General features: G+C 71.8%; 23 protein-coding genes. 4 read left to right on the top strand and 19 right to left on the bottom strand.

Annotation, left to right across the window (positions count from 1 at the left end; genetic code table 11):
- The 4 genes from rad50 to ABDZ89_RS12385 form a co-directional block, all read right to left on the bottom strand.
- On the bottom strand, window positions 1-2,694 hold the full coding sequence (rad50, locus tag ABDZ89_RS12400) for a DNA double-strand break repair ATPase Rad50 (RefSeq protein WP_343779528.1): 2,694 nt from the start codon (window positions 2,692-2,694) through the stop codon (window positions 1-3).
- Window positions 2,691-4,100, bottom strand: coding sequence for a DNA double-strand break repair protein Mre11 (mre11, locus tag ABDZ89_RS12395; protein WP_343779526.1), 1,410 nt, complete (start codon window positions 4,098-4,100; stop codon window positions 2,691-2,693). Before mre11 ends, rad50 begins: the two co-directional genes overlap by 4 nt.
- A complete protein-coding gene (locus tag ABDZ89_RS12390; RefSeq protein ID WP_343779523.1) occupies window positions 4,097-4,483 on the bottom strand; it encodes a DUF7966 family protein in 387 nt (128 codons plus the stop codon). Before ABDZ89_RS12390 ends, mre11 begins: the two co-directional genes overlap by 4 nt.
- Before the next feature lie 67 nt (window positions 4,484-4,550).
- Window positions 4,551-4,814, bottom strand: a complete 264-nt coding sequence (locus ABDZ89_RS12385) for a helix-turn-helix domain-containing protein (RefSeq protein WP_343779520.1) — start codon at window positions 4,812-4,814, stop codon at window positions 4,551-4,553.
- A 195-nt stretch (window positions 4,815-5,009) separates the two neighbouring features.
- On the opposite strand from ABDZ89_RS12385, the gene pan1 reads away from it, so the two are divergent.
- Window positions 5,010-6,227 carry a proteasome-activating nucleotidase Pan1 gene (gene pan1 / locus ABDZ89_RS12380; protein ID WP_343779517.1) on the top strand — a complete coding sequence of 406 codons (1,218 nt, stop codon included), beginning with the start codon at window positions 5,010-5,012 and terminating at the stop codon, window positions 6,225-6,227.
- A 136-nt stretch (window positions 6,228-6,363) separates the two neighbouring features.
- Here the strand turns inward: pan1 and ABDZ89_RS12375 are convergent, their stop codons facing one another.
- From ABDZ89_RS12375 to ABDZ89_RS12320, 12 genes are all read right to left on the bottom strand, one after another.
- Window positions 6,364-6,495, bottom strand: a complete 132-nt coding sequence (locus tag ABDZ89_RS12375; RefSeq protein ID WP_343779514.1) for a hypothetical protein — start codon at window positions 6,493-6,495, stop codon at window positions 6,364-6,366.
- A gap of 100 nt (window positions 6,496-6,595) precedes the next feature.
- Entirely contained in the window at window positions 6,596-7,771 is a 1,176-nt protein-coding gene (locus ABDZ89_RS12370; protein ID WP_343779511.1) for a DHH family phosphoesterase, read from the bottom strand.
- Between the two features lie 123 nt (window positions 7,772-7,894).
- A complete protein-coding gene (locus tag ABDZ89_RS12365) occupies window positions 7,895-8,797 on the bottom strand; it encodes an NAD-dependent epimerase/dehydratase family protein (protein ID WP_343779508.1) in 903 nt (300 codons plus the stop codon).
- A complete protein-coding gene (locus ABDZ89_RS12360) occupies window positions 8,794-9,246 on the bottom strand; it encodes a DUF5791 family protein (protein WP_343779505.1) in 453 nt (150 codons plus the stop codon). Before ABDZ89_RS12360 ends, ABDZ89_RS12365 begins: the two co-directional genes overlap by 4 nt.
- Window positions 9,247-9,319: 73 nt before the next feature.
- On the bottom strand, window positions 9,320-12,535 hold the full coding sequence (locus ABDZ89_RS12355) for a DUF7286 family protein (protein ID WP_343779502.1): 3,216 nt from the start codon (window positions 12,533-12,535) through the stop codon (window positions 9,320-9,322).
- Window positions 12,529-13,140 carry a DUF7284 family protein gene (locus ABDZ89_RS12350; protein ID WP_371152757.1) on the bottom strand — a complete coding sequence of 204 codons (612 nt, stop codon included), beginning with the start codon at window positions 13,138-13,140 and terminating at the stop codon, window positions 12,529-12,531. Before ABDZ89_RS12350 ends, ABDZ89_RS12355 begins: the two co-directional genes overlap by 7 nt.
- A complete protein-coding gene (locus ABDZ89_RS12345; RefSeq protein ID WP_343779497.1) occupies window positions 13,137-13,601 on the bottom strand; it encodes a DUF7285 family protein in 465 nt (154 codons plus the stop codon). The genes ABDZ89_RS12350 and ABDZ89_RS12345 overlap by 4 nt, the downstream gene beginning before the upstream one ends.
- Before the next feature lie 6 nt (window positions 13,602-13,607).
- Window positions 13,608-14,108: a DUF7283 family protein gene (locus ABDZ89_RS12340; protein WP_343779494.1), complete on the bottom strand. Its 501-nt coding sequence runs from the start codon at window positions 14,106-14,108 to the stop codon at window positions 13,608-13,610.
- A gap of 91 nt (window positions 14,109-14,199) precedes the next feature.
- The gene (locus ABDZ89_RS12335; protein WP_343779492.1) at window positions 14,200-15,996 is read right to left on the bottom strand and encodes a type II secretion system protein; all 1,797 of its coding nucleotides are present in this window, start codon (window positions 15,994-15,996) and stop codon (window positions 14,200-14,202) included.
- Window positions 15,993-17,969, bottom strand: a complete 1,977-nt coding sequence (locus ABDZ89_RS12330; protein WP_343779489.1) for an ATPase, T2SS/T4P/T4SS family — start codon at window positions 17,967-17,969, stop codon at window positions 15,993-15,995. Before ABDZ89_RS12330 ends, ABDZ89_RS12335 begins: the two co-directional genes overlap by 4 nt.
- A 104-nt stretch (window positions 17,970-18,073) precedes the next feature.
- Entirely contained in the window at window positions 18,074-18,538 is a 465-nt protein-coding gene (locus ABDZ89_RS12325) for a DUF7311 family protein (RefSeq protein WP_343779486.1), read from the bottom strand.
- Between the two features lie 55 nt (window positions 18,539-18,593).
- Window positions 18,594-19,295: a DUF7310 family coiled-coil domain-containing protein gene (locus tag ABDZ89_RS12320; RefSeq protein ID WP_343779483.1), complete on the bottom strand. Its 702-nt coding sequence runs from the start codon at window positions 19,293-19,295 to the stop codon at window positions 18,594-18,596.
- A gap of 74 nt (window positions 19,296-19,369) precedes the next feature.
- On the opposite strand from ABDZ89_RS12320, the gene ABDZ89_RS12315 reads away from it, so the two are divergent.
- Entirely contained in the window at window positions 19,370-20,449 is a 1,080-nt protein-coding gene (locus ABDZ89_RS12315; protein WP_343779480.1) for a tubulin/FtsZ family protein, read from the top strand.
- 114 nt (window positions 20,450-20,563) lie between these two features.
- Window positions 20,564-21,262 (top strand): phosphoglycerol geranylgeranyltransferase, encoded by a 699-nt coding sequence (locus tag ABDZ89_RS12310; protein WP_343779477.1) that lies wholly within the window; start codon window positions 20,564-20,566, stop codon window positions 21,260-21,262.
- Between the two features lie 44 nt (window positions 21,263-21,306).
- On the opposite strand, the gene ABDZ89_RS12305 is transcribed toward ABDZ89_RS12310, so the two are convergent.
- The gene (locus ABDZ89_RS12305) at window positions 21,307-21,498 is read right to left on the bottom strand and encodes a multidrug transporter (RefSeq protein WP_343779474.1); all 192 of its coding nucleotides are present in this window, start codon (window positions 21,496-21,498) and stop codon (window positions 21,307-21,309) included.
- 144 nt (window positions 21,499-21,642) lie between these two features.
- Window positions 21,643-22,248, bottom strand: coding sequence for a riboflavin synthase (locus tag ABDZ89_RS12300; protein ID WP_343779471.1), 606 nt, complete (start codon window positions 22,246-22,248; stop codon window positions 21,643-21,645).
- 119 nt (window positions 22,249-22,367) lie between these two features.
- On the opposite strand from ABDZ89_RS12300, the gene ABDZ89_RS12295 reads away from it, so the two are divergent.
- Window positions 22,368-22,637 (top strand): DUF7533 family protein, encoded by a 270-nt coding sequence (locus ABDZ89_RS12295; protein ID WP_343779468.1) that lies wholly within the window; start codon window positions 22,368-22,370, stop codon window positions 22,635-22,637.
- A 15-nt stretch (window positions 22,638-22,652) separates the two neighbouring features.
- Here ABDZ89_RS12295 and ABDZ89_RS12290 read toward each other — a convergent pair whose 3' ends face one another.
- The gene (locus ABDZ89_RS12290) at window positions 22,653-23,693 is read right to left on the bottom strand and encodes a BGTF surface domain-containing protein (RefSeq protein ID WP_343779465.1); all 1,041 of its coding nucleotides are present in this window, start codon (window positions 23,691-23,693) and stop codon (window positions 22,653-22,655) included.
- Between the last annotated feature and the right edge of the window lie 28 nt (window positions 23,694-23,721).

The raw sequence follows: 23,721 nt of genomic DNA, 5'->3' as shown, positions 1-23,721 counted from the left end.
TCAGTCGTCGGCGAGCGACGCGACGCCGAGCTCCGCCGCGTCCTCGCGGCGCACGGTCGAGCGGTTCGAGCGGGGGTCCTTCTCGACGGTGACCAGTTCGTCGGCGGCGCCGACCAGTTCGTCGTCGTGGCTCACGATGATAATCTGACGCACCCCGAAACCGCGCATCTCCTCGACGAGGCGCACCAGCCGCGAGACGTGGCCGGAATCGAGGAACACGGTCGGTTCGTCCAGGATGAGCGGCGGCGTCGGCGCGGCCCCCTCGATCCCCTCCGAGAGCAGCCGGTAGATCGCACACCGGAGCGAGAGGTTGAACAGGGCGCGCTCGCCGCCTGATAGCTGCTCCGGGTCGAGCGGTTCGCCGTCCTTCTGGTAGACGGTGAGGACGTACTCGCCGTCGAGCTCGATGTGCGAGTAGGCGTCGTTACCGTAGACGAGTTCGAACGTCTCGTTGAGGGTGCGTTCGAGCTCGGTGACGTTGCGCTGGCGGAGCTCCGCGCGCAGGTCGGCGTACATCGACTCCAGTTCGCTCGTCTCGTCGTGGAGCGTTTCGAGCGCGTCCACCCGCTCTCCGAGCGCCTCACGCTCCTCGCGGCGCTCCGCGAGCTCCGCGAGATCGGCTTTCACGCCGCCGATCGCGTTCTGGAGCTCGGTCCGTCGCTCCTCGAGCCGGTCGAGCTCTTCGGCGACCTTTTCGAGGTACTCCTCGGCGTCCGATTTTCGTCCCTTCGCGTCCTCGACCGCCTCCTCGTCGACCGCTTCCGCGAGCTCGTCGCGGCGGTCGCGCTTGTCGGCGAGCCGATCGCGCCGCTCGTCGTTCACCTCCGCGAGGCTCTCGCGTTTCTCCCGCCGCCGCTCGATCTCGTCTTCCGCGTCGGCGATCGCCGACTGCCGCTCTTCGACGGCCGTCACCGCCTCTCGGGCGTCGTCGACCGCCGCCAGTTCCGCCTCGAGTTCCGTCACACGCTCCGCGGCCGTCTCGGCCTGTCCGCGTTTCTCCGCGGCGACCTCGCGGGTCTCCTCGGCCTCCTCGCGCAGCGCCTCGGCGCGCTCGCGCTTCTCCGCCTCGGCGTCCCGCTCGCGCTCCGCCTCGGCCCGCTTCTCCGCGACCCGCTCTTCGAGCATCTCGACCGTCTCGTCGATCTCGTCGAGCCGGTCCGCGGCGGCCGCGAGGTCGTCGAGTTCGTCGATCCCGTCGTCGAGACTCGCCTCGCGCTCCCGAGTCTCGTTCAGCTCCGACTCCAACTCGGCGACACGCTCGCGGTCCTCGTCGATCCCGCTCGCGTGCGGCGAGTCCTCGACGGGCTGCCCGCACTCGGGACACTTCCCCGCCGCGAGCAGCTCCTCGGCCTCCTCGACGCGCTCGCGGGCGTTCTTCAGCTCCGTCGACAGCTCCGCGATCCGTTCGCGGACCTCGCCGCGCCGCTCGCGCAGCGCGTCGCGCTCGTCGGCCACGCCGTCGCGGTCGACGTCCGCGTCGGCGGCCTCGAACCGCTCGCGCAGGCTCTCCGCCTCCTCGCGGAGCTCCTGGATCGACGACTCGCGCTCGGCGACCTCCTCCGCCGCCGCCTCCGCCGCCGTCGCCGCCTCCTCGGCTTCGGCCTCGATCTCTCCGGCGCGCTCGGTGCGGTCGTCGGCCTTCCCGGCGAGGTTCGTCGCCTGATTGCGGAGCGCCTCGGCGTTCACCCGCTCGTCGTCGAGCTCCTCGCGGACCGCGGCCTCGCGGTCGTCGAGCTCCGACCGGCGCTCGGCGACGGCCTCGTCGGTCGCCGCGTCGAGCCCGGCGTCGTCGAGCCGCTCGTCGATCGCTGACTCGATCTCCGCGATCCGCTCGCGGGTCTCGCGGATCGCGTCGCGATGGTCGTCGCGCTCGCGTTCGGCCGACCGGATCGCCGCTTCGATCTCCTCGATCGCCGCCTCCACCGCCTCCAGCTCCTCGCGCTTCTCGGCGTGAGCCGACAGCGTCTCCGCGGCGGCCTCACGGGTCTCCTTCGCCTGTTCGCGCTGCGTCTCGTACCGGTCGATCTCCTCCGTGACCTCGCCGAGTTCGCTCTCGAGCTCGTTGAGTCGCTCGTGGAGGTCGCGGTCCTCCTTCGCGGCGATCTGCTCGTCGAGCTGGTCGAGCCGACCCCGCCGGTTCTCCAGAACGTCCTCGACGCCGAGCCTGGCGTCGCCGGCGCGCTCGCGGTACTCCTCCAGTTTGCCCAGTTGGAGCAGGTCGTCGATCGTGTCCTGTCGTTCACGGGGCGTCGCGTTGATCAGCTTGTTCACCTCGCCCTGCCGGACGTACGCGCAGTTGACGAACGCCTCCGCGTCCATCCGCAGGAGTTCGCTGACGAACTCTCTGACCGCCCGCGCGCCGTCGCGAGTCACGTCGCTCCCGTCGGTCGATTCGAGCGTACACTTGTGGTCGATCCGTCCGTCGTAGGACTTGAGCCGTCGCTCGACGCGGTAGGAGGTCCCGGCGTGGGTGAACCACAACTCGACCTCGGTCTCCGCTTCGCCGTTCGTGATCACGTCTTCGAGGGTCCCGTCCAGCGCCTTCGACCCGTACAGCGCGAAGAAACAGGCCTCGAGCAGCGACGACTTCCCGCTGCCGTTGAGCCCGTGGATGACAGTTACCCCCTCGGTCAGTCGCAGGTCCGCGTCGCCGTACGGTTTGAAGTTCGTGAGCCGCACGCGGTCGAATTTCACAGGTAGTCCTCCATGGAAACCTGCCCGTCCGTCGACGCCGACCCGGCGTCCGCGGCCTCCTCGGCGGGCGACTCCTCGGCGTCCTCACCTCCGCTGTCGACCTCGCCGTCGTCGGCGTTGACCTCCTCACCTCCGCTTTCATCACCGCCGTCGACCTCGCCGCCGTCGAGGTCGTTCCCGGCGTCACCGTCGAGGTCGTTCCCGGCGTCACCGTCGAGGTCGTTCCCGGCGTCACCGTCGTCGACGGCTTCGTCGGCTGCGTCCGGACTGACCGGATCGAACGCGCCGAGGTCCTCGTCCTCGTCGAGTCGCTCCTCGACCCGGCGTTTCACGGTCTCGCGGACGTTGGTGTCGGGGATCGCCTCCGAGCGGACGGCGCGTTCGACGTCGCGCGTAGCGGTCGAGAGCGACATCTCGTCGAGTCGGTCGCGGACCGCGTCCTCGGGGTCGGCGAAGCTCACGTCCACCTCGCCGTCGGCCTCGACCTCGCGCCGGTCCGCGACGCGGGCGATGAGCGCCCCCTCGTCGGTCGCGAACTCCTCGACTGCGGCCGGCGTCACCGGCTCGCCCTCGCCGGTGACCTCGACGTGAACCACGGCGTCCGCGAGGTCGTACTCGCGTACGCGCTCGCGAACCCGCGACTCGCCTTCGCCCTCGCGCAGTTCGACGGACACGAAGACGAACGGACGCGTGTTGAGCGCGCGGCGCCGGATCTCCACCCGGTCGTCGCCGCCCGCCGCGTCGGCGTCGAAGACGACGACGTTGTAGCCGCGGCCGTCGCGTTCGCTCGCGCTCGCGCGTTCGGTGGAGCCCGGGTACGTGACCCACGTGTCGGCGACCGTGGCGGTGTCCGGCGTGTGGTTGTCGCCGAGCAGCATGGCGTCGAAGTCGACGTCGCTCTCGGCCAGCACCGTCTCCGTGTCCCAGTCGGCGTAGCCGAACGGCTCGAAGAGGCCGTGCGCGACGAGCGCCGCGTGCCTGGCGCCGTGGTCGGCGAAGGCGTAGTCGAGGTCGTCGCGGCGCGACACCGGGACGTGATCGAGGCCGTAGAAGGCCGTGTCGCCCGCGACGACCGGCTCGTCGCCGAGTCGGGTCGCCAGCCCGAGTCGCTCGAAGAGGTCGAGCCACTGTCCGTCTCGGGTCGACTCGTGGTTGCCGACGACCGCGAGGAACGGGATGCCCGCGTCGTCGAGTCGCCGGAGGACCGAGATGGTTCCCATCAGGTCGCGGAGGTCGGGCCGGCGGTCGTGGAAGAGGTCGCCCGCGTGGACGACGGCGTCGACGCCCTCGTCGACCGCGTCGTCGACAACGGCCTCGAACGCGTCGAGGAAGTCCTGTCGCCTGACCGGCGACTGGTACTGCGAGTACCCGATGTGGGTGTCGCCGGTGTGGATCACCCGTGTCATCTGTCCGCGTCTTGGCCGGTGTCGGGCTTATGGATTCCGGGGCCGGAGCGGAAGTGGTCCGCGACGCCGTCAGGGTCTGGGCCCGGATCGCCGCCACCGCCGTTCTCGACGGTGTCGCCGGCCGCGACCCGTCGGAACCGGCGGTACGCGGTGAGCGCCTCGCATCCCCGTTCTGCGGTCGTCTCGTCGCCCGCGCGGTCCGCGGCGTCGACCGCCTCCGCAAGTCGGTCGAGTCCGACCGCGTCGGCGAATCCGGCCGCGCGCCGCAGGTCGCCGCGCGCGGCGTCCGCCTCGTCGATCACGGCGACGTACGGTCGTCTCGCGGTGTCGGTGCGCGTCGCGAGCGCGGCAAGCGCGCGCTTGACGGCGGTAGTCGAGACCACGGGTCGACTCGCGCGATATCGGATAAAAACGGTCGCCGGCCGGACCGGTCGCGCGGCGCTCGGCCGCTCAGACGCCCAGCGAGTACAGGCGCTTGCGAGCGTCGGTGAAAGAGAACCGGGAGTCGACGACGCCCTCGTCTTCGAGCCGCGAGAGCGCGTACCGTACGGTCCGCGGCGGGAGAAGGGTCTCTTCGGCCAGTTCGCTCTGCGTGAGCGTGTCGTTGTAGTCTAACACTTTCGCGACGAGCTTCGCGCTCGGGGGAAGGTCGCGAACGGCCGCCCAGCGATCCGCAGTCCCGTCTTCGGCGGTAACGGCGTCGGTCGTACTCATGCGTGTCTCGATCATTGGGATGCTGTATGATAATATTTACTATCCACTTTCATTACTCTCAAGAATAAACTATCGGACGACGGCGACGCCCGGTCGGGGAACGCTCCGCCGCCGTCGGGCGCCGATGCCGGCGAAACACGCCGCGTCGTGCCCCCACCCGAAACCTCTTATCCGCGAGACGCTTTAAGAGACACAATGAGCGATACGGTCGACGACGTCGACATGCCTTACGACGAGGGTGCGGCGTCGAAACAGGAAAAAATCGACTCCTTACAGGAGCGTCTCGACGTTCTCGAGTCGCAAAACGAGGAGATGCGCGACAAACTCCTCGACGCCAACGCGGAGAACAACAAGTACCAGCAGAAGCTGGAGCGGCTCACCCACGAGAACAAGAAGCTGAAGCAGTCCCCGCTGTTCGTGGCGACGGTCCAAGAGATAACGCCCGACGGCGCCGTGATCAAACAGCACGGCAACAACCAGGAGGCGCTCACCGAGGTCACCGATGAGATGCGCGAGAAGCTCGACCCCGACGACCGCGTCGCGGTCAACAACTCGCTGTCCGTGGTCAAGAAGCTGGAGAAGGAGACCGACGTCCGGGCCCGCGTGATGCAGGTCGAACACTCGCCCGACGTCACCTACGCCGACATCGGCGGGCTCGAAGACCAGATGCAGGAGGTCCGCGAGACCGTCGAGATGCCGCTGGAACACCCCGACATGTTCGAGGACGTCGGCATCCAGCCCCCGAGCGGCGTCCTGCTGTACGGCCCGCCCGGCACCGGCAAGACGATGCTGGCGAAGGCGGTCGCCAACGAGACGGACGCGACGTTCATCAAGATGGCCGGCTCCGAGCTGGTTCACAAGTTCATCGGCGAGGGCGCGAAGCTCGTCCGCGACCTCTTCGAGGTCGCCCGCGAGAACCAGCCCGCGGTCCTCTTCATCGACGAGATCGACGCGATCGCCTCGAAGCGCACGGACTCGAAGACCTCCGGCGACGCCGAGGTCCAGCGCACGATGATGCAGCTGCTCTCCGAGATGGACGGCTTCGACGAGCGCGGCGAGGTCCGGATCATCGCCGCGACCAACCGCTTCGACATGCTCGACCCCGCGATCTTGCGTCCCGGCCGGTTCGACCGCCTCATCGAGGTGCCGAAGCCGAACACCGACGGCCGCGAGATCATCTTCCAGATCCACACTCGGAACATGAACCTCGCAGACGGGATCGACTTCACCGAGCTGGCCGAGCTGACGCCCGACGCCTCCGGCGCCGACATCAAGGCGATGTGTACGGAGGCCGGGATGTTCGCCATCCGCGACGACCGCACGGAGATCACGCTCACCGACTTCCTCGAAGCCAACGAGAAGCTCCGGAAGGACGACGAGACCAACGTCGACGACTCGCTGGCGTTCGCCTGATCGGAGCCGGTCCCGCTCCCGTCACCGGGTCACTCGTTTCTCCGCGCTCGCTTTCTCGATCCCTTCAGCGCGCTCGCTTTCTCGATCCCTTCAGCGCGCTCGTCACTCGCCTTTGCCTCGCAGTCGAGCCGCTCGCCTACAGCGTCGCGACGGCGAGGTACGGGACGATGAAGAACAACAGGAACACCAGCCCGACCGCGATCCCGTAGCCGACGCCCACGCCGATCAGCGCCCGCCAGCCGTCGTCGACCGCGATGTCGATGCTCATACCACACCCACCGCGAGCCGCGAAGTTAAATCCGCCCGCTCGCTCGCGACGGCCACCCTCGAACCGCCGGTCGGACCGGAAGCCGCCGATCCCGATCCGGTCACACGTCGCCGGCCATCGCCCGGAACAGTCCGTCGGCGAGGGCGTCGCGGTCGACGGTCTCCGACCCCGCTTCTCCGGTGGGGTCGATCGCCGGTTCGATCGTCCCGCCGCCCATCCGGGAGTGACCGCCGCCGTTCCCGCTGTCGACGTCGTCCAGTACCGCCCCGATGGCGTTGCCCATGTGAACGCGGTCGTCTCGCGACCGCCCCGAGAGGTGGACCGTTCCCTCCCGCTCGCCGATCACCACGACCGCGCTGACGCCCTCCAGCTGTATCAGCTCGTCCGCCGCCTGCGGGATGGCGTCGACGTTGTTCACGCCGCCCACGTCCGCGACCGCGAACGACCCCTCGACGCGTCGTCCCGCAATCGCTCGGGCCTTCACCTCCAGCACCTCCGCGTCGACCGCGGGGTTCGCGATCCGGTCGAGCCGGTCCTGGTCGACGCCGGGGTAGAGGTACGCCGCCGCCGCGAAGTCCGGTTCGCTGGCCCCGACGGTGAGGTGTTTCGTGTCGGCCAAGATCCCGTACAGCAGCCCCGTCGCCGTGTCGGTCGACAGCGTCAGGTCGCTGCCCGTCTCGCTCGCGTGCTTGTCCGGCGGGACCGGCACCGCGTCGTTGTCCTGGAAGTACTCCGCGACGACCGAGGCGCTCGCCCCGTAGTCCGTCCGCACGTCGGTGAACGCCTCGCCGGCGCCGTCTCCGGGATGGTGGTCGACGACGGCCATCGGCAGCACGCCGTCGGCGCCGGCGAACCCCCGGGGCTCGTTGTGATCGACCAAGACGACCGACTCGGCCGCGAGGTCGCTCACGTGCTCTATCGGCTCCAGTTCAAGGTCCAGGACGGTTCGGAACGCCCGGTTCTCCTGGTGCCGGATCTGGCCCGGATACTGGATGGTCGCGTCGACGTCCACCTGGTCGGCCAGGGAGGCCACCCCGACGGCGGCCGACATCGCGTCCGGGTCGGGGTTCGGATGCATCAGCACCGTGATCTCGTCTTCGGCGGCCAACAGCCGACGGAACCTGATGCCCGGCGTCCGCCGAACGCGGAACACGACGACGGCGACTCCGACGACGATAAGCAGGACGAGCGCCACGCCGACGGCGATCTCCGGGTTCTGCCGGGCCATGGCTTCCGCCTGCGAGAACCGGTCGCCGGCCGCGCTCATCGCTCGCATGCGTTGTGGCCAGTCGCTCCCGATACATGAAGCTTCGTTGCCGTTCCGACGGACTGGAAGCGACGGAACCGACTGCGATCGAGTGACCCGGCGACGATCCGGCGTCCGGCCCGCCGGAACGCGCTACTCCGTCGTGGTCCGGTACGCGCGCACCGCGTCGCGGTACCCCGACCGGAACGTCGGGTGAACGAACTCGTAGCCGAGCTCTCGGAGGAGCGCGTTCGAACACCGCTTGCTCGTCCGGATCCGGCGCTCCGCGGCCTCGGAGAGGTCGCCGGCCGCGATCCGCTCGTCCTTCGACAGCTTCTCCGGGCGCGGCACGCCGCAGGCGTCGGCGAGCCAGTCGGCGAACGCGTGTTTGTCGACCGGTTCGTCGTCGACGACGAGGACGGCGCGGTCCCGTGCGCGGTCCGTCTCCAACAGGTGTCGGATCGACCCCGCGGCGTCGTCGCGGTGGACCATGTTGAGGTAGCCGGCCGTCACCGGTCCCTCCACGTACCGCTCCAGCCGGTACCGCTCCGGACCGTACAGTCCCGCGAAGCGGACGACCGTCCCGTCGATACCGGCCTCGGAAGCGCGCTCGACGGCGATCCGTTCGGCCTCCGCGAGGACCGCCGTCTTCTCCGTGGTGGGGTCGAGCGGCGTCTCCTCGTCGACCCAGTCGCCGTCGTGGTCGCCGTACACCCCCGTCGAAGAGGTGTACACCAACCGGTCCGGCGAGTAGGCCCGCGACCCGTACTCGTCGACGACGTTCGCCAGCCCGTCGACGTACACCGCTCGCGCCGCGTCGGCGCCGCGCCCGCCGGAACTGGCCGCGAAGACGACAGCGTCCGCGTCGGGCAGTCCTTCCAGCGACGCCGGATCGGTCGCGTCCGCGCGCACGGCATCCACGTCCGCCCCGACGGCGTCGACCGCGTCGAGCCCGTCGTCGGACCGACGGACGCCGGTCACCGTGTGGCCGCGGGCGTCGAGCTGGGCCGCCAGCGCCAGTCCGACGTAGCCGCACCCGACGACGACGACCCTCATGGCTTCCGGCGCTCGATGACCGCGAGGATCTCCGCGAGCTGGCCGAGCGTCATCGCGGTCCGCCCTTCCAGCGCCTGCTGGACCTCCTGTCCGGTGAGGTCGGCGTCGATCTTCGCGGCGAGCGAGTCGACGTCGAGGACGGCGGTCGCCATCCCCATCAGCAGGTGGTCACGGACCTCTGCGACCATCGCGTCGGCGCCGCGATCCGGCTCCGCCGCGGCGAGGACGGCTGCGGCGTCCGCGAGCGCCACTCCGCCGATGTCGCCCTCGCGGACGGCGGCCGCGTCCGCCTCGGTCAGTCCGACCTCGTCGACCAACCGATCGGTGCCGACCGTCGACGCTGCCTCCGTCACCATCGCCTCGAAGGCGGCGAGCAGGCTCGCCGCCGTCGGCTCGTCCGGGTCGACGGCGGGTCCGGGTCCGTCGCCGTCGACGACCTCGTGGAACATACCCGCACTCGGTCGCCGCGTCTCAAAACGCCTGCGGTCGGCCGCGTTCCGGTCGATACCCCCCGTCTGCGTCTCACGCCTCCGTACACTCGTCCGCGGTCTCCGGTGACGCGGTGAGCGGGCCGGGACACGGCCAGCCGCCGGACGTCTCCTCGCGTGTCCCGTCGACGTCGCCGACGCCCGGCGGCCCCGCGGGCACGGCGACGACGACGACGGTGCGCGTCTCGAACGCCACCGGCTCCGTGGCCCCCAACACGACCGACTCGCCGCCCGCGTCGACGCGGACCTCGCCGGGCGACCTGACGTACTCGAACGGGCGGTCTGGCGTGCCGACGTTCGCGCGGAGCGCGAACCGCGGGTACTCCCCGCGCACCTGGACGTTCCACGCGTTGACCGTCGCCACCCAGTATCCGGGGACCGGCGCGACCGGGAGTCCCGCCCCGACGCTTCGGACCGGCTTCGGAACTCGGTCGTCGGGGACCGACGCGACCGCCTTCTGCGCCCGGCGTTCGATCGCTGACTCCACTTCGTCGCGGCGGATCGCCCGCGACGCGGCCGTCGTCGCGTCGACGAAGCGGGCCGGCACGCGGACCGCGTCTCGCCCCGCGGACTTCCGCGTCGCGACGCGGAGCTCCGCCGCGAGCCCGATCCGCTCGGCCGTCGACAGCGACCCCACCCGCGCCGCCTCGCTCGCGACTCGGTCGGGGTACTCGCCGGCTCCGACGGCCACGGCCCTGTCGCCGAGCGAGTCGTAGCCCGCCGCGGCGCGCTCCAAGGCGGCTCGTCGCTGCTCACGCGAGAGCTCTGTTCGACCGGCGAGTCGCTCCGCTAAGGCGTCGTCGAGGCGTCGCAGCGAGGCGTCGACCCGTCCCGCGAGCGCGCGACGGTCCGCGCGCAGGTCGTCGTCGTCGGCCGCCGCGAGCGCCTCGTCGGCCGCGAGCAGTGACCGTCCGGCGACGCCGACGCGCACCGTGTCGTCGGTTCCGAGGAGGCGGTCTGCGATCCCGCCGGAGACGTCGCTGTACGGGAGCGTCGCGTAGTTCACGTTCCGGGTCACGAGCGGCCGCGTCGTCGTGCCCTCGACGCCGTCGACCCGCTCGCCGTCGACCGCGGTCCGCGGGAGGTATCCGGGCGACCCCTCCGGCGCAAACGTGACCGCACCGCCCGGTCCGCCCTCTCCGACGACGTACGTCCCCGAGTCGCGGGCGGCCTCGCGGCTGGCGATCACCTCGCCGACGGGCGGTCCGTCGAACGCGCCGTTCACTCTGTCGAGCAGGCCGTTCGCCGCCGACTCCCGCTTCGCGGCGGCGGACTCTAACTCCGCTATCACGGCGTCGAGGTACGCGACGCGGGCGGCGACGCGACCGCGGTCGACCGCGCTCTCGTACCTCGACGGGGCGTCGCGGAGCGCGGTGCGTCGGTCGCGTACGGTCGCCGCGAGGTCACGGTACGGGCTCGCCTCGCCGACCGCGGCGTCGGTCATCGACGCCTCGGTCTCGATGTCACGAACCCGCTCCGATAGCGACGAAATATCGCCGGCGACCCGGTCGAGGTCCGCCCCCGCCCGAGCGCCGTACACGACCGCAGACCGCGTTTCGTCGCCGCCCTCGACGGCGTCGCGCGCGAGTCGGTCGACATCGTCGCCGGTCTCGACGCCCAGTTTCTCCCTCGCGGCCGCCGGCGTGTCCGCGAGGTTCGGCCCCTCCACGTCGCCGCCCGCCGCAGCACCGAACGTCGCCGTCGGCCTGTCCGGCGCCTCCGACCGCGGCGCGTACCGACCGGTCAGCGACACGCGGACGCGGTACCGGTCCGTGGTCTCGTCGCTCGTGACGGCTCGGTCGACGCTGACGTTCCGAACCGTCCCGTTCGGTCCTCGCTCGACGATCTGGCGCTCCCACGTCGCGGTCGCGGACCGCTCGACGACGACCTCCCGGCTCGCGCCGCCGAACGGCACCGACTCGCCGGCCGAGACGACCCCGTCGTCGACTCCCGTCCGAAGGTCGCTCCCGCCGACCACGCGAAAGCGCTCCGTCCGGGAGGCGTCGACCCGGCGCCACGGCTCGGGGAGGTCCGACTGGGGACGGTCCGGCGTCAGCGGGCCGCCGTCGACGACGCGGGTCGTCGCCGTCCGTACGCTCACCTCGACGCGGTGGCTCTCGCGTACGATCGATTCTAAATTGTCGTGGACGCTGACCGCCGCGCGGTCGGCGGCGTGGCCGACCGCGACCGACGCCGTCTCGTCTGCCCCCCCGAGAGACGGGTCGAAGGCCGCGTCCTCGCTCGCCGCCGCCTCACGGTCCGTCGTCGTCTCACCGCTTTCCGTCGGCGTCGGCGCCCCGAGAACGGCGTCCGTCCAGGAGCCCTCGTGGACGCCGGTCGGCGACAGCAGGTCCGTCACGCCGGTCTGAGCGGTCGCGCGAGCGACGCCGCCGCGCGCGTCAGGGTCGCTAGTCCCGAAGACGTCCCGCTGGACGCGGACGATCCCGGCGTTCGTCGAGAGCTCCACGTGGCGGTTCGCGACGACGTTCTCCACCGGCGCGCCGGCGTACTGGCCGTAGCCGCGGGCCCACGCCATCGCGTAGAGGCTCGCGGTGACCTGCCGACCGAGTCCGGGCCCCTCGACAGGCCCGCGGTTGAGTCGCGCTTCGAATCGCTCCGTTCGCTCGTGAGCGGCCAGTGTCGGCACGGCGACGGTGACGGTCCGCGGTCGCGTCCGGTTCACGATCGTTCGGCCGCCGCGGGTCGCGGTGGTCGTGACGCCCTCGAAGGTCACTCGCGTCGCGGTGCCGTTGGCGGCCGGTTCGACGTGGACTCGCTCGCGGGCGGCGACGAGATCGTCCGGCGACGCGACCGCCGGCAACGAGGCGTTCGCCTCCACGCGGCCCACGTCGCTCTCGACCGCAGCCAGCGCGTCCGCACCGGCGATCGCGAGCCGGATCCGGAACGCGTCCTCGAAGGCGGCCCCCTCGCGGACCGCTTCGGTTCCCGCCCCGGACCCGTTTGGCGCGCGCGTTACCGGCTGCGCCGCCGCCTCGTGAGCGGCCTCGCGGGCCGCGCTCCTGAGCGCCGCGGTCGCGTCGGTCTCCACGCGTTCGACGGCGCGCTCGACGCGCCGGTCCTCGCCCACGAGCCCCTGCTCGGCGATCCCCGCGGCGTACGCCGAACTCGTCACCAACAGCAGCACGCCGATGAGCGCGAAGGGTACCCGCGCCCGCTCGTCGACGACGAACGTCGGCGTACGCCGTTCGTCTCCGGACCGACCGTGGCGTCGATCCCCCACGCTCACCACCTCCGAACGACGATCCGAACGACGCCCGCCGACCCGCCCTCTCGGCCGGGCCCGTCGACGGATCGACCCGGGATCGGCTGTCGAACGACCGCGACGGCGACGTCAGCGTTCCGCGGCGGTTTCGGACCGACGGCGACTCGCTTCCGAGACTCGGTCGTGGAGGTCGACCGATCCGGTTCGCCGATCACCCGCGCCGGGACCGCCCCACCGGCGCTCGGGACCGGAGACGACGCGCTCGCTATCCGTTCCGGAGCGGCGGCGGTATCACCGTCGGCCTCGTCGTCTCCCCGCACGGTCGCGTCCGCTCGCGTCCGCGGGCCGAGTCCCGCCCGGACGGCTTCGACGGCCCGGCCGTCGAACGCACCGTTGGCGTCTCGCTCGACGAGCAGCGCGAGCAACTCGGCACGGGTCGCGTGGACGCGCCGCGTTCCGTTGGGCGCGTCGCCGTCGCGGTACGTCACGGTCACCGTCTCGGTGACGAGCCGGTCCGCGGCGTCCGTCGCGGTCGGACCGTCTGGTGCGCCGGCGTCGCTCGCGCCGAGCACGACGACGCCCGCGGAGACGCAGAGCAACAACACGGTCACGTCGAGGACGGTGCTGGTCATCTCCACACCACCGCCCGGAGGGTTCCTCGAACGTTCCGGCCGGGAGCCACCCGGACCGTCACCCGCCTTTCGGCGATCACGACCGCGTCAGACGACCTGACCGCCGGCGGTCCCGGGGCCCTCGGACTCGACGCGGCCAGCCACCGCTCGCCGTCCGCTTCCAGTTCGACCGCGGTCGCGGTCCCCGGCGCCTCGAACTCCCGCATGCGACTCGGCTCGACGACGCCGCCGACGGACATCTCCCGCTCGGCGCGGTCGAGCGCCGCCTCGGCGTCGGCCCGGGACTCGTCGGGTCCGGCGTCGCCCAGCGCACCGGCGTATAGTCCGAGCGCCAGAGCGACGACCGAAACCGCGACGAGCGCCGCGAGCGGTTCGACGGCGGCGCGGTCGGCCGTCGAGAAGGACGCGGACCCCGCGTCCGTCGTTCCCGCCGCGTCCGGTTCCGTGGAACGAGGCGCCATCCGCTGTCACCCCACCAGTGTGACTCGGACCTCGCCGTAGTGAACGCGCCGAACTGTGATCCGATCCGGCGCCGGGGTCCACCGGCTCTCGACCGCCCGAGCGCGCTCGGCCGCCGCGGCGAACGACGCCGGATCGTCGAACGCGACCTGTGGGGGGACTCCGTCGAGGACGCGACGGAGCCGAGGATCGGTCGTCGCGTTCGATTCCGTCCCCGCTCTCGGCCGGATCACCGGCGTGATCCGCGGAGCGTCGAGCGCCGCCCGCGCGGTTCCCTGTTCGTCGCCGAGCGAAACGGACTCGTCGGTGAGTCTGATGCGGTCGGCCGCGACCCCGTGTTCGGCGGTCGCGGGGTACTCTCCGTCCGCCACCGAGTCGACGGTTCGCGCGACGCCGTCGGCGTCCGGCGGCGGCGAAGCGGGGAACGCGGCTGCCACGCCCGCTGTCGCGACGCTCACGACGGCCAGCCCGAGCCACGCGTAGGTGGCGTCGAAGTGGGTCTCGAACACGGGGCGGCTGGCCGCGGCCTCGTATATAAACGATCGCCGTCGCGACGCCGGCCGTTTTGCCGTCCCTTCGCCGTCGAGGTCGGCCTCCCTCTCAGATCAGGAGCCCGGCGCCGCCGAACGCGACGAGAAACGTCGCGGTCGCCGTCGGGAGCGCGATGCCGATCCGATAGGCCACGAGCGTCCGGTCGAACCCGCGTTCGAGGCCCGTCGCCAGCCCGGTGAGGAGCGCGGCGAGGAGTAGCACGTACGTCCCGACGATCCGTCCGAGTACCGGAACCGATAGGCTCGTCGCGCCGTCGGCAGCCGCGCTCTCACTTCCGGCCGCACCGGCACCGGCGGCCCCCACTCCGCCTTCCGTCCCGAGGCCACCGCCGAGCGCGTCCGCACCCGCGGCCGCTCCGGCGCCGAGCCCGCCGACGTCGACCGCGTCGATTCCGGTCGCGAGCGCGACGGTCGCCCCCCCGACGAGGGGCGCGAACACCGCGGCGGTGTTCGAGAGCGTCCCCGTCACGGTCGCCAGCTGTCGGCGAGCGTCGCGTTCGAGGTCCCGGAGCGACTCCAGCTGGTCAGCGAGTTCTAAGAGCACGTCACCCGCCGGGCGACCCTCTCTCGCGGCGACGGCGAGCAGGGCGACCGCCCCGCCAAGCCGGGGAGACGGGACGGCGGCGGCCGGTCCGCCCTGTCCGAGAAACGCCTCGCGGACGCCGACCCGCAGCGTGTCGCTGCGGCGGCCGGCTCGCTCGAACACGTCGCCGGTCGCGCCGTCGAGTCGCTCGCCGGCGTTCGCGACCGCGGTCTCGACGGCGATCCCCTCGGCCACGTCCCCGCCGATGACGGTCATCGCGTCCGGCAGTCCGCGCTCGATGTCGCGGACCTCCGACAACACCGCCCGACGGGGCCGCGCGAAGACGAACAGCGCGGCCCCGGCACCGACGCCGACGCCGGCGATCGGCCACGTCCACGCTGCGACGGCTCGTGCGCCGACGACGGCTGCTACGCTGCCGAGGACGCACCCGGCGACGAGCGCGTGGCCGCGTCGCTCCGGCACGTCGGGGTGGTCGCCGCCGATCCGCTGCGGCGGAAACGCGACTGGCCGACGCGACAGCAGCCACGCCGACGCGGCCGTCAGCCCGACGGGGAGCGCGACGAGGTATAGACCGGCGACGAGCCCGGAACCGATCGCGACGCCGGCGGCGGCGCCCGCGGGCAGCAGCGCGATCAGCGCCAGCGGCAGGAGCACACCGAACGCGTACAGCGCGGAGACCGGCGCTCGGACCTCGCCGACGAACGACGCGAGGCGGTCCGTCGTCCCCGAGAGCGTGGCGTCGAGCGCGCGGTCCAGACACCGCCCGCGGCGTTCCGGCGGCGCCGTCGCGGCAGTCCGAACGAGCGCGGCGGCGCGGTCGATGGCCGGGAACCATGGGCGCCACTCGCGGGCGAACGCCTGAAGCCCGCTCGTCGGACCGTCCGCGCTGCCCCGCTCGTGCCGGGAGAGCGCCCTCGCCAGCGGTCCGTCCCCCGTCCGGGCGGCGAACTCCACCGCGCGCTCGGTCGAGGGATCGAGCCGCATCCGCAACACGAGCCGACCGACGAGCCCCGGTGCCGCACCGAGCGCTCGCGTCCGCCGGAGCGACGCGAGCCACACGGGCGCCCGGTGCGTCGCGTGCACCGCTCCGACCCCGGCAGCCAGCCCGACCGGCGCGGCAGTCACCGCATCGGCAACGACCGCGGCGACGCCCGTGACTATTGCGCCGACCGCAACGCCGATCCGGTAGCCGGAGTCGACGACGCGTTCCGCGGGCACGTCCCATCCGAGGAACGCTACCGCCCGCCGCAGCTCCTCCGATGCGGTCGACTCCTCCGACCCGACCGAGCGTTCTCCGCTCATCGGCCGTCACCGCCGTTGCGCGTGCCATCGGCGGGGTACCGCGTCGGCGCGATCCGCCCCGCTCGAACCGCCTCTCGAATCCGATCGCTCCGCCGGTCGACGGCTTTTCGCACCGACGCGTACGATTCGCTCGGACCTCCGAGCTCCTCGATCAGCCGGCTCTCGCCGCGGTCGATACGTCCCGTGCCGACGAGGCCTCGACCGGTCCGCTCGAACAGCGGCTCGAAGCTCACGTCGCCGTCGTGATCGACGACTTCGACGATCGATTCGACGCGGTGGTCGTCGAGGACCGCGATCAGGTCCGTCGCGGCGAACGACGAGCGTGCGACCCCGAGATCGGTGACGACTCGTTCCTCGACCGCGGCCGGGTCCTCGCCGTGGATCGTTCCGAGGACCGTCTCGCCGGCGGCACCGACGCGCATCGCCTCGTACAGCGCCCGCGCCTCTTCGCCGCGCACCTCCCCGACGGCGATCGCTCCCCCGCCCATGCGGAGCGCCGTCCGGACCGCGTCCGCCGGGGCGAGTTCCGCTCCGTCGCCGACGCGGAGTCGCTGCGCGTCCCGCCCGGCGTCGGCGAGCGCACTCACGGGCAGCTCCGGCGTGTCCTCGATAGCGATCGACCGCGTCTTCGCCGGCAGTTCCCACAGCAGCGACCCGAGCGCGGTCGTCTTTCCGGCCGCCCGCCCGCCGGCGACGAGCCCGCACACGCCGCGCTCGACGGCGACCGACAGCGCTCCGGCGGCCGCGGGCGTGAGGGTGTCGACGGAGACCAGCCGAGCGAGGGTCCACGCCTCCGGGTCGCCGCGCCGGAAGGTGAACGAGAGCCCTTCGCTGGCCGGAGACGTCGCGGCGGCGACCCTGACTCGACCGGTCTCCGACTCGATCGTCGCGTCGATCGTCGGGGTCGCCCGCGAGAAGGACCGACCGCTCGATCGTCGGAGCCGCGACGCGAGCGTGGCGGCTCCCTCGGGCGGGAGCCGCACGTTCGTCCGACATCGCTCGCCGTCGAGAACCACGCGCAGCGGGTTGTCGGCGACCGGTGCGGTCACCGTCGCGTCGCTCACCGCGTCGTCGGCGAAGACGTGCTCGAAGGCGCCGTAGCCGTGGGTGTGCCGCCGCAGGATCTCGGCGAGGTCCGCCACGGGGTCGCCGCTGCCGGCCACCGCTCGCACCGCGCGTCCCGGCGCCCGGTCACCGCCGCTGGGATCGTCGAGCAACCGGTCTCTCGCGGCGGCCAGCGTCGCCACGGCGTCGGCGTCCAAGTCGGCCGGCGGCGGCGTGAGATGGTACGTCTTGAGCGGCCCGTCGCCGTCGTAGAGCCGGACCGTCGCCCCGGTGGAGACCGTCCAGCGGTCGACCAGCTCCGCACCCGGCGGCGGGGCGGCCGCGACCCGCGCGGTCGCGGCCGTCGGTCCGACGTGTGCTCGCAGGACTTCCTCCAGTTCGCGAGCGCGGTCGCCGCGGTCGTCATCCCCTTCGACCGCCGCTCCGGTGAGCGCCTCGACGGTGGACAACAGCCCCGTCTCGCTCGCGATTCGCTTCGCGGAGCCGGCGCGGCCGCTCGCTTCTCGCGCGGCGCCGAGCGGATCGCGGACGACCCGCTCGGCGAGCCGTTCCTCGTGGAACCCGATCCGTTCGCGGAACTTCCCTGCCGCGACTAGTAGGTCGGCAGCGCGGCCGGCGTACGACCGCTCTCGGCCGCGGTGGCGGGTCCGAATCACGTCGGCGTCGCGGTCGGTCAACGCCCCGATCACGGTCGCGAGACAGTCCGGGCTCGCGGCGAGATCGCCCCGCCCCCGACAGCCGTCGGCGTCGACGTCGAGTATCACCCGGTCATCGACGCCCGTCCCCACGGGTTCGCGGAACGTCGGCTCGCACCGACAACGGCCTGTTTCCTCGTCGATCCACGGGAGCGAACCGAGCGGCGTCTGGTCCACGCCGTCGGCGACCCGATCGGTGAGACCGAAGTTCATGGCGGGCGTGCCCGCGGTATCGCATATAAACGGTCGCTCTCTTCCCCCGATCTCTCCCGCTCCCGGCTTCCCGTTTGTTGCGGCCGCCTCGCCGCGAACTGCGCTCATCCGACTCGGTCGATACGGATCGTCGGTCCGCCGTCGTCGACGTACCGGACGCGGACGCGGCTCACTCCGCTCGGGCGGAGCTCGATCGGCGCGCCGACGAGGTCGACCTCCACCGATGCGGGCCCCGTTCCGACTCGCAACACGCGTTTCGGCCGGCCGTCGACCCGATACGCGAGGGCAACGGCGCTCGGGCGCTCCGGCGTCTCGACGAGCGCGACGCGCTCGACGGCCGCCGCGGTGAAGCCGGACGGAACGCGGACGAGGACGGTCGTCCGCGCGGCCATCTCGGGGTCGTCCACCGGCGTCGATCCGGCAGCGAGGCCTCCGATCGCTCGCTCCAACTCGTTCGCCTCGGCGCCGAGCCGGTCCGCAGTCGTCGTGACCCGTGCCGTCTCGACCGCGGGCATCGACGCCGTCAGCAGCGCGACCGCCACGAGGACGGTGAGAACGACGCGGATCACGGCCTCTCCGATCCCCCTTCTCCGGTCGCCGCGTCCGCCGGAACGCTCACCCCGGTCACAGCGACTCCCGAAGCCGGTCCAGCGCCTCCGTCGCCCACGCGCCTTCGTCGCTGCCGGCCCCGCGTTCGTCGCTGTCGATCCCCCTTCCGTGTTCGCCGCTGATGGCCCCGGCGTCGCCGGAGCCCGCCGCACCGTCGCCGGGCTCTCCTATTTCGCCGCCGTCGGCGCGTCCTCGCGACGGCGGACGGTCGTCGGGAAGCGCGGCGTCGAGGGCGCTCTCCGACGGGACGGCGCCCGCCTGCGCGCCCCCCGTCGCGTCTCGCGCTCGCGTCATGCGGTCGTCGCCGGCCGCAACGTCGGCGCCCTCACCGCTCGCGCCGGCGCCCTCACCGCTCGCGCCGGCGGCGTCCGCCTCCCGGTTCGCGGTCGTCGCTCGGGCCAGCGCGAGGTCCGCCCTGCGTTCGACCTCGCGGTTGACGGCCCTGACCGACCCCACGTAGCCGCGGACGGCCTGCGTCGCCGCCTCCAACTCGGCGACGCGCTCTTCGAGGTCATCGATCCGGGACTCGAGCCGCTCGCGCTCGGCCGTCGCCTCCGCGCCGGCGGCCACGTCCGCCGGCCGCGCGTTGCTCCCCGTGACCGCGCGCTCGACGGCGCGGAGTCGCGATTCGATCCGGTCGTCCGTCTCGTTCGTCGGCGTGGGGACCGACTCCGATTCAGCGGGAGTCGTGTCGCTCGCGTCCGTGTGGTCGGTCACGCGACCGGCTGGCCGCGCTTCCGTACTTAAACGCCGGGGAAACAGTATTATCGAGGGAAACGGTACGTTGCGACATGAAGGCAGTCCTCCTCGGCGTCGGACAGGCGGGCGGCAAACTCACGACCGCCCTCGCGGAGTTCGACGCCGATGCCGGCTACGGCGCGGTCTTGGACGCGCTCGCCGTCAACACCGCGTCCGCCGACCTCGACCCGCTTCCCCTCGAAACGGTCCTCGTCGGACAGTCGCGGGTCAACGGCCACGGCGTCGGCGGTGACAACGAACTCGGCGCGGAAGTGATGGACGAGGACGCGGTCGAGGTGCTCGACGCGCTCGCCCCGAAGATCACCGCGGAGGCCGAGGCCGTCTTCGTCGTCGCCGGTCTCGGCGGGGGCACCGGTTCGGGAGGCGCGCCGATCCTCGTCCGAGAGCTGAACCGGGTGTACGACGTCCCCGTCTACGCGATCGGCATCCTCCCGGGCCGCGACGAGGGAACGATGTATCAGGTGAACGCCGGGCGCTCGCTCAAGACGCTGGTGCGCGAGGCGGACGCGACGATCCTGCTCGACAACGACGCGTGGCGGTCGTCGGGCGAGTCCGTCGAGGGCGGTTACGCCGCGATCAACGCCTCGATGGCGAAACGGATCGGCCTCCTCCTCGCCGCCGGCGAGGCGGTCGAGGGAGTCGGCGAGTCCGTGGTGGACACGAGCGAGGTGATAAACACGCTGCGGGCGGGCGGGATGGCCGCGGTCGGGTTCGCCTCGGCGCCCGCGGCGGAGGACCCCGAAGAGAACGTCACCACGGTGATGAGCGCCGTCCGCAGCGCGGTGATGACCGGACTCTCGCTTCCGAGCGCGACCGACGCCGACGCCGCGCTGATCGCGGTCGCCGGCAACCCCGACCGGATCTCGCGGAAGGGCTCCGAGAAGGCCCGCAAGTGGCTCCAGGACGAGACCGGGTCGATGCAGGTCCGCGGCGGCGATTTCCCGCTCGACTCCGACCGGATCGCGGCGCTCGTCCTCCTCGGGGGCGTCGAGCGCTCACAGCGCGTGGAGGCGTTCCTGGAACGCGCCCGGCAGGCGGTCCGCGACGAAAAAGAAGAGACCCCGGACCCGGCCGCGGCGTTCGACAACGACGAGCTCGACGACCTGCTCTGAGACCGCCGACGGGACGCGTGTCGCGTACCGCGACTCCGGCCGTCGCGGACCGCCGCTCCCGCCGGCGAGACAGGTTCCGCACCTTTTTACTCTCGCCCGGTGGAGTCTCGCCCGATGACTAATCCGTGGGACGACTGGGACCACGTGCTGAAGGTCGATCCCGACAAGGACCTGCGCCCGGGCGAGACCTTCGAGGACGTCTGCCGGACCGGGACGGACGCGATCGAGATCGGCGGGACCCTCGACGTCACCGCGGAGAAGATGACCCGCGTCGTCGACGCCGCCGCGGAGTACGACGTGCCCCTGTATCAGGAGCCGTCGAATCCCGGCGTCGTCATCGACTCGCCGGCGCTCGACGGCTACCTGATCCCGACCGTGTTCAACGCGGGCGGCCCCTTCTGGATCACCGGCGCGCACAAGGAGTGGGTCCGCATCGACGACCTCGACTGGAGCCGCACCCACACCGAGGCGTACATCGTGTTGAACCCGGACGCCGCGGTCGCGGAGCTGACCGACGCGAACTGCGACCTCGCCGCGGACGACGTGGAGGCGTACGCGAAGATCGCGGAGCGCATGTTCGGCCAGGAGATCGTGTACATCGAGTACTCGGGGATGTTCGGCGACACCGAGAAGGTCGCGGCCGCTCACGACGCGCTCGACGAAGCCACCCTCTTCTACGGCGGCGGCATCCACGACTACGAGTCGGCCAACGAGATGGCCGCCCACAGCGACGTGATCGTCGTCGGCGACCTGCTCCACGACGAGGGCGTCGACGCCGTCCGCGAGACGGTGAGGGGCGCGAAGGACGCCTGAGCCGTCGCTGACCAGCCGCGCGACTCCTTCGTTTCACGTCGAGCTCACCCGCTGAGCCGTCTGGACGCGACCACCGCGACGGCGACGACGGCGACCGCGACGCCGACGCCCGTCGGCACGGAGCCGCCGGATCCCCACTCCCAGCCGAGGAATCGCGTGCCGACGATCGCGCCGCCGGCGACGAGGAGGCCGAAACCGTTGATCAACGCCGATCGGTCCGGAGGGCTGTCTGTCATCGCCGTCGCTCTACGGTCTTCTCGCTGAAAATTCATTCGTAACACTGACATTTCCGCGGCGCCGGCGTCCCCGGTCTCCACGTTCCCCTCCGAGGGGGATCGCTTCGCGTGGAGAACGGCCCCACCCGGTCGTCGGCGCGCCGGTCAGGCGTACCCGTCGAGCATGTTCTCGACGTACTTCGCGATCACGTCGACCTCCAGGTGAACCGGGTCACCGACCGACTTCGCGGAGAGCGTCGTCAGGTCGTAGGTCGTCGGGATGATCGCCACCTCGAAGGCGTCCTCGCGCTTCTCCGCGACGGTCAGCGAGATCCCGTCGAGCGTCACCGAGCCCTTGTCGACGAGGTAGTCGCCGTGGCCCTCGGGGATCGAGAACGCGAACCGCCAGTCCTCGCCGACGCGCTCGATTCCCGTCACCTCGGCGACGGTGTCGACGTGGCCCTGAACCACGTGGCCGTCGAACCGCCCGTCGGCGGGCATCGCGCGCTCGACGTTGACCGGGTCGCCCTCGCGCACCTCGCCGAGGTACGTCTTCGCGACCGTCTCGCTCGCGAGGAACACCTCGAACCACTCGCCGCCGTCGTCGCCGACGCCGTACTCCTCGACGGTCAGGCAGACGCCGCTGACGCTTATCGACTGTCCGTGGTGGAGGTCGTCGAACCCGTCGACGCCGATCCGCAGTCGCAGTCCGTCGTCGGTCTCGGTCCGCGAACGGACCGCGCCGGTCCCCTCGACGATGCCGGTGAACATACCCGAACTGGGGGCGGGCGACACATATCGGTTCGGTGTTCGGTCGGGGGTTGGACCCGCTCGCGGCGCCCGCGTCCTCGCCGCGTCCCTTTTGAACGCCGGGCGCCAACGCGCTCGCAATGAACCTCGGCCTGATGGACATGATCGGGCTGGCCGCGTCGCTCGTGTTCGCGCTGCCGCTCGCGAACTACGCCGTTATCCGGCTGATAGCGGGCGAATTCGCGCTCGGCGCCGGCCTGCTCGTCGTCGCCGCCGCGATGGTCGTGCTTCCGCAGTACTTCCTCGACCCCGGCCGAATCCTCCGCGGGCTGGTCTCGGGGCTGCTCCCGCGACAGCTCCGGGGCGACGACGACGCTGTCACCTCCGAGAGCGACTCGATCGAAAAATAGCTCGCTCTGAACCTCTCACTCCCGCGACCGAGCCACGAGGGCGACGGCGAGAACTGCGAGCCCGCTGACGACGACCCCGAACCCGGGCGCCTCGACGCCGAGGACACTGCCGTCCCCTTCGACCCCGATCGATTCGTCGACGACGAGGACCTCGCGAGCGTTCGACCCGTTGAGCGCCTCGTTCCCGTGAACGGTCAGCGTCGCGCGGTCGCCGTGGGCCGCCCGGCTCAGGTCGAAGGTCGCGTTCGCCGTTCCCCCCTCGACGGTCGCTTCCCTGGTCATGATGAACGCCGGACTCGCGTCTCCGGTCGAGCGGATCCGGACGCTCACCGTCTCACCGTCGTCGGCTTCCACCGGAACGCTCACTTCGGTCTCCGCCGGCTCGACGACGAGGTCGGCCGCCTCCACGTCCCCCTCGGTGACGGTGGCCGGCTCAGTCGATCCTTCGCCTCCGTCGCTTCCGCCGTCCGCGGTCTCGTCGCTCGCGTCGCCACCGTCTCCGTCGCTCCCGTCACTCGCGTCTCCGTCGCTCCCGCCGTCTTCCGCCTCCTCGACGACGAGAGTGGAGACATCGGCGGGGTCGCCGCCGACGAGCAGTTCCACGTCGTAGCCGCCCGGAGCGATCGCGCTCTCGAGGGACGTCTCGCGTTCGATCTCGACCGTGGCGTCGCCGTCGGCGGTCAGCGGGGTCCCGTCACCGCCGGTCTCCGCGTGGTCGAGGACCAACGTCGTGACGCCGTCGCCGCTCGGCGTCACCGTCGCGCGGAGTTCGTATCCGACCTCGTCCTCGCCTCCGACGACGACCTCGAACGCGTCGACGCCGTCTGTCTCGACGACGACCTCGGCGGTACCGTCCTCGCTCACGGTGATGACGTCCGTGCCGATTTCGGCCGTTCCGTCGGCGGCGACGGCGCCGGTCCCGGCGATAACGACGCTTCCGAGCGTCAACGCGGCCACGAGGAGCGTCACGGCCGCCGGAACTCCCTTCGTCACGATACGCCGGAGCGACTCGGACCCGGCGGTTTCGCCGGTTCCGACGGAGGGCTCGAATCGCATGCGCGTCTGGCTTCGAACGGTAGCAAAA

Source organism: Halorubrum ejinorense, assembly GCF_039522565.1.
In the GTDB taxonomy this organism is placed as follows: domain Archaea; phylum Halobacteriota; class Halobacteria; order Halobacteriales; family Haloferacaceae; genus Halorubrum; species Halorubrum ejinorense.
This window is presented reverse-complemented; position numbering and strand designations above follow the sequence as displayed.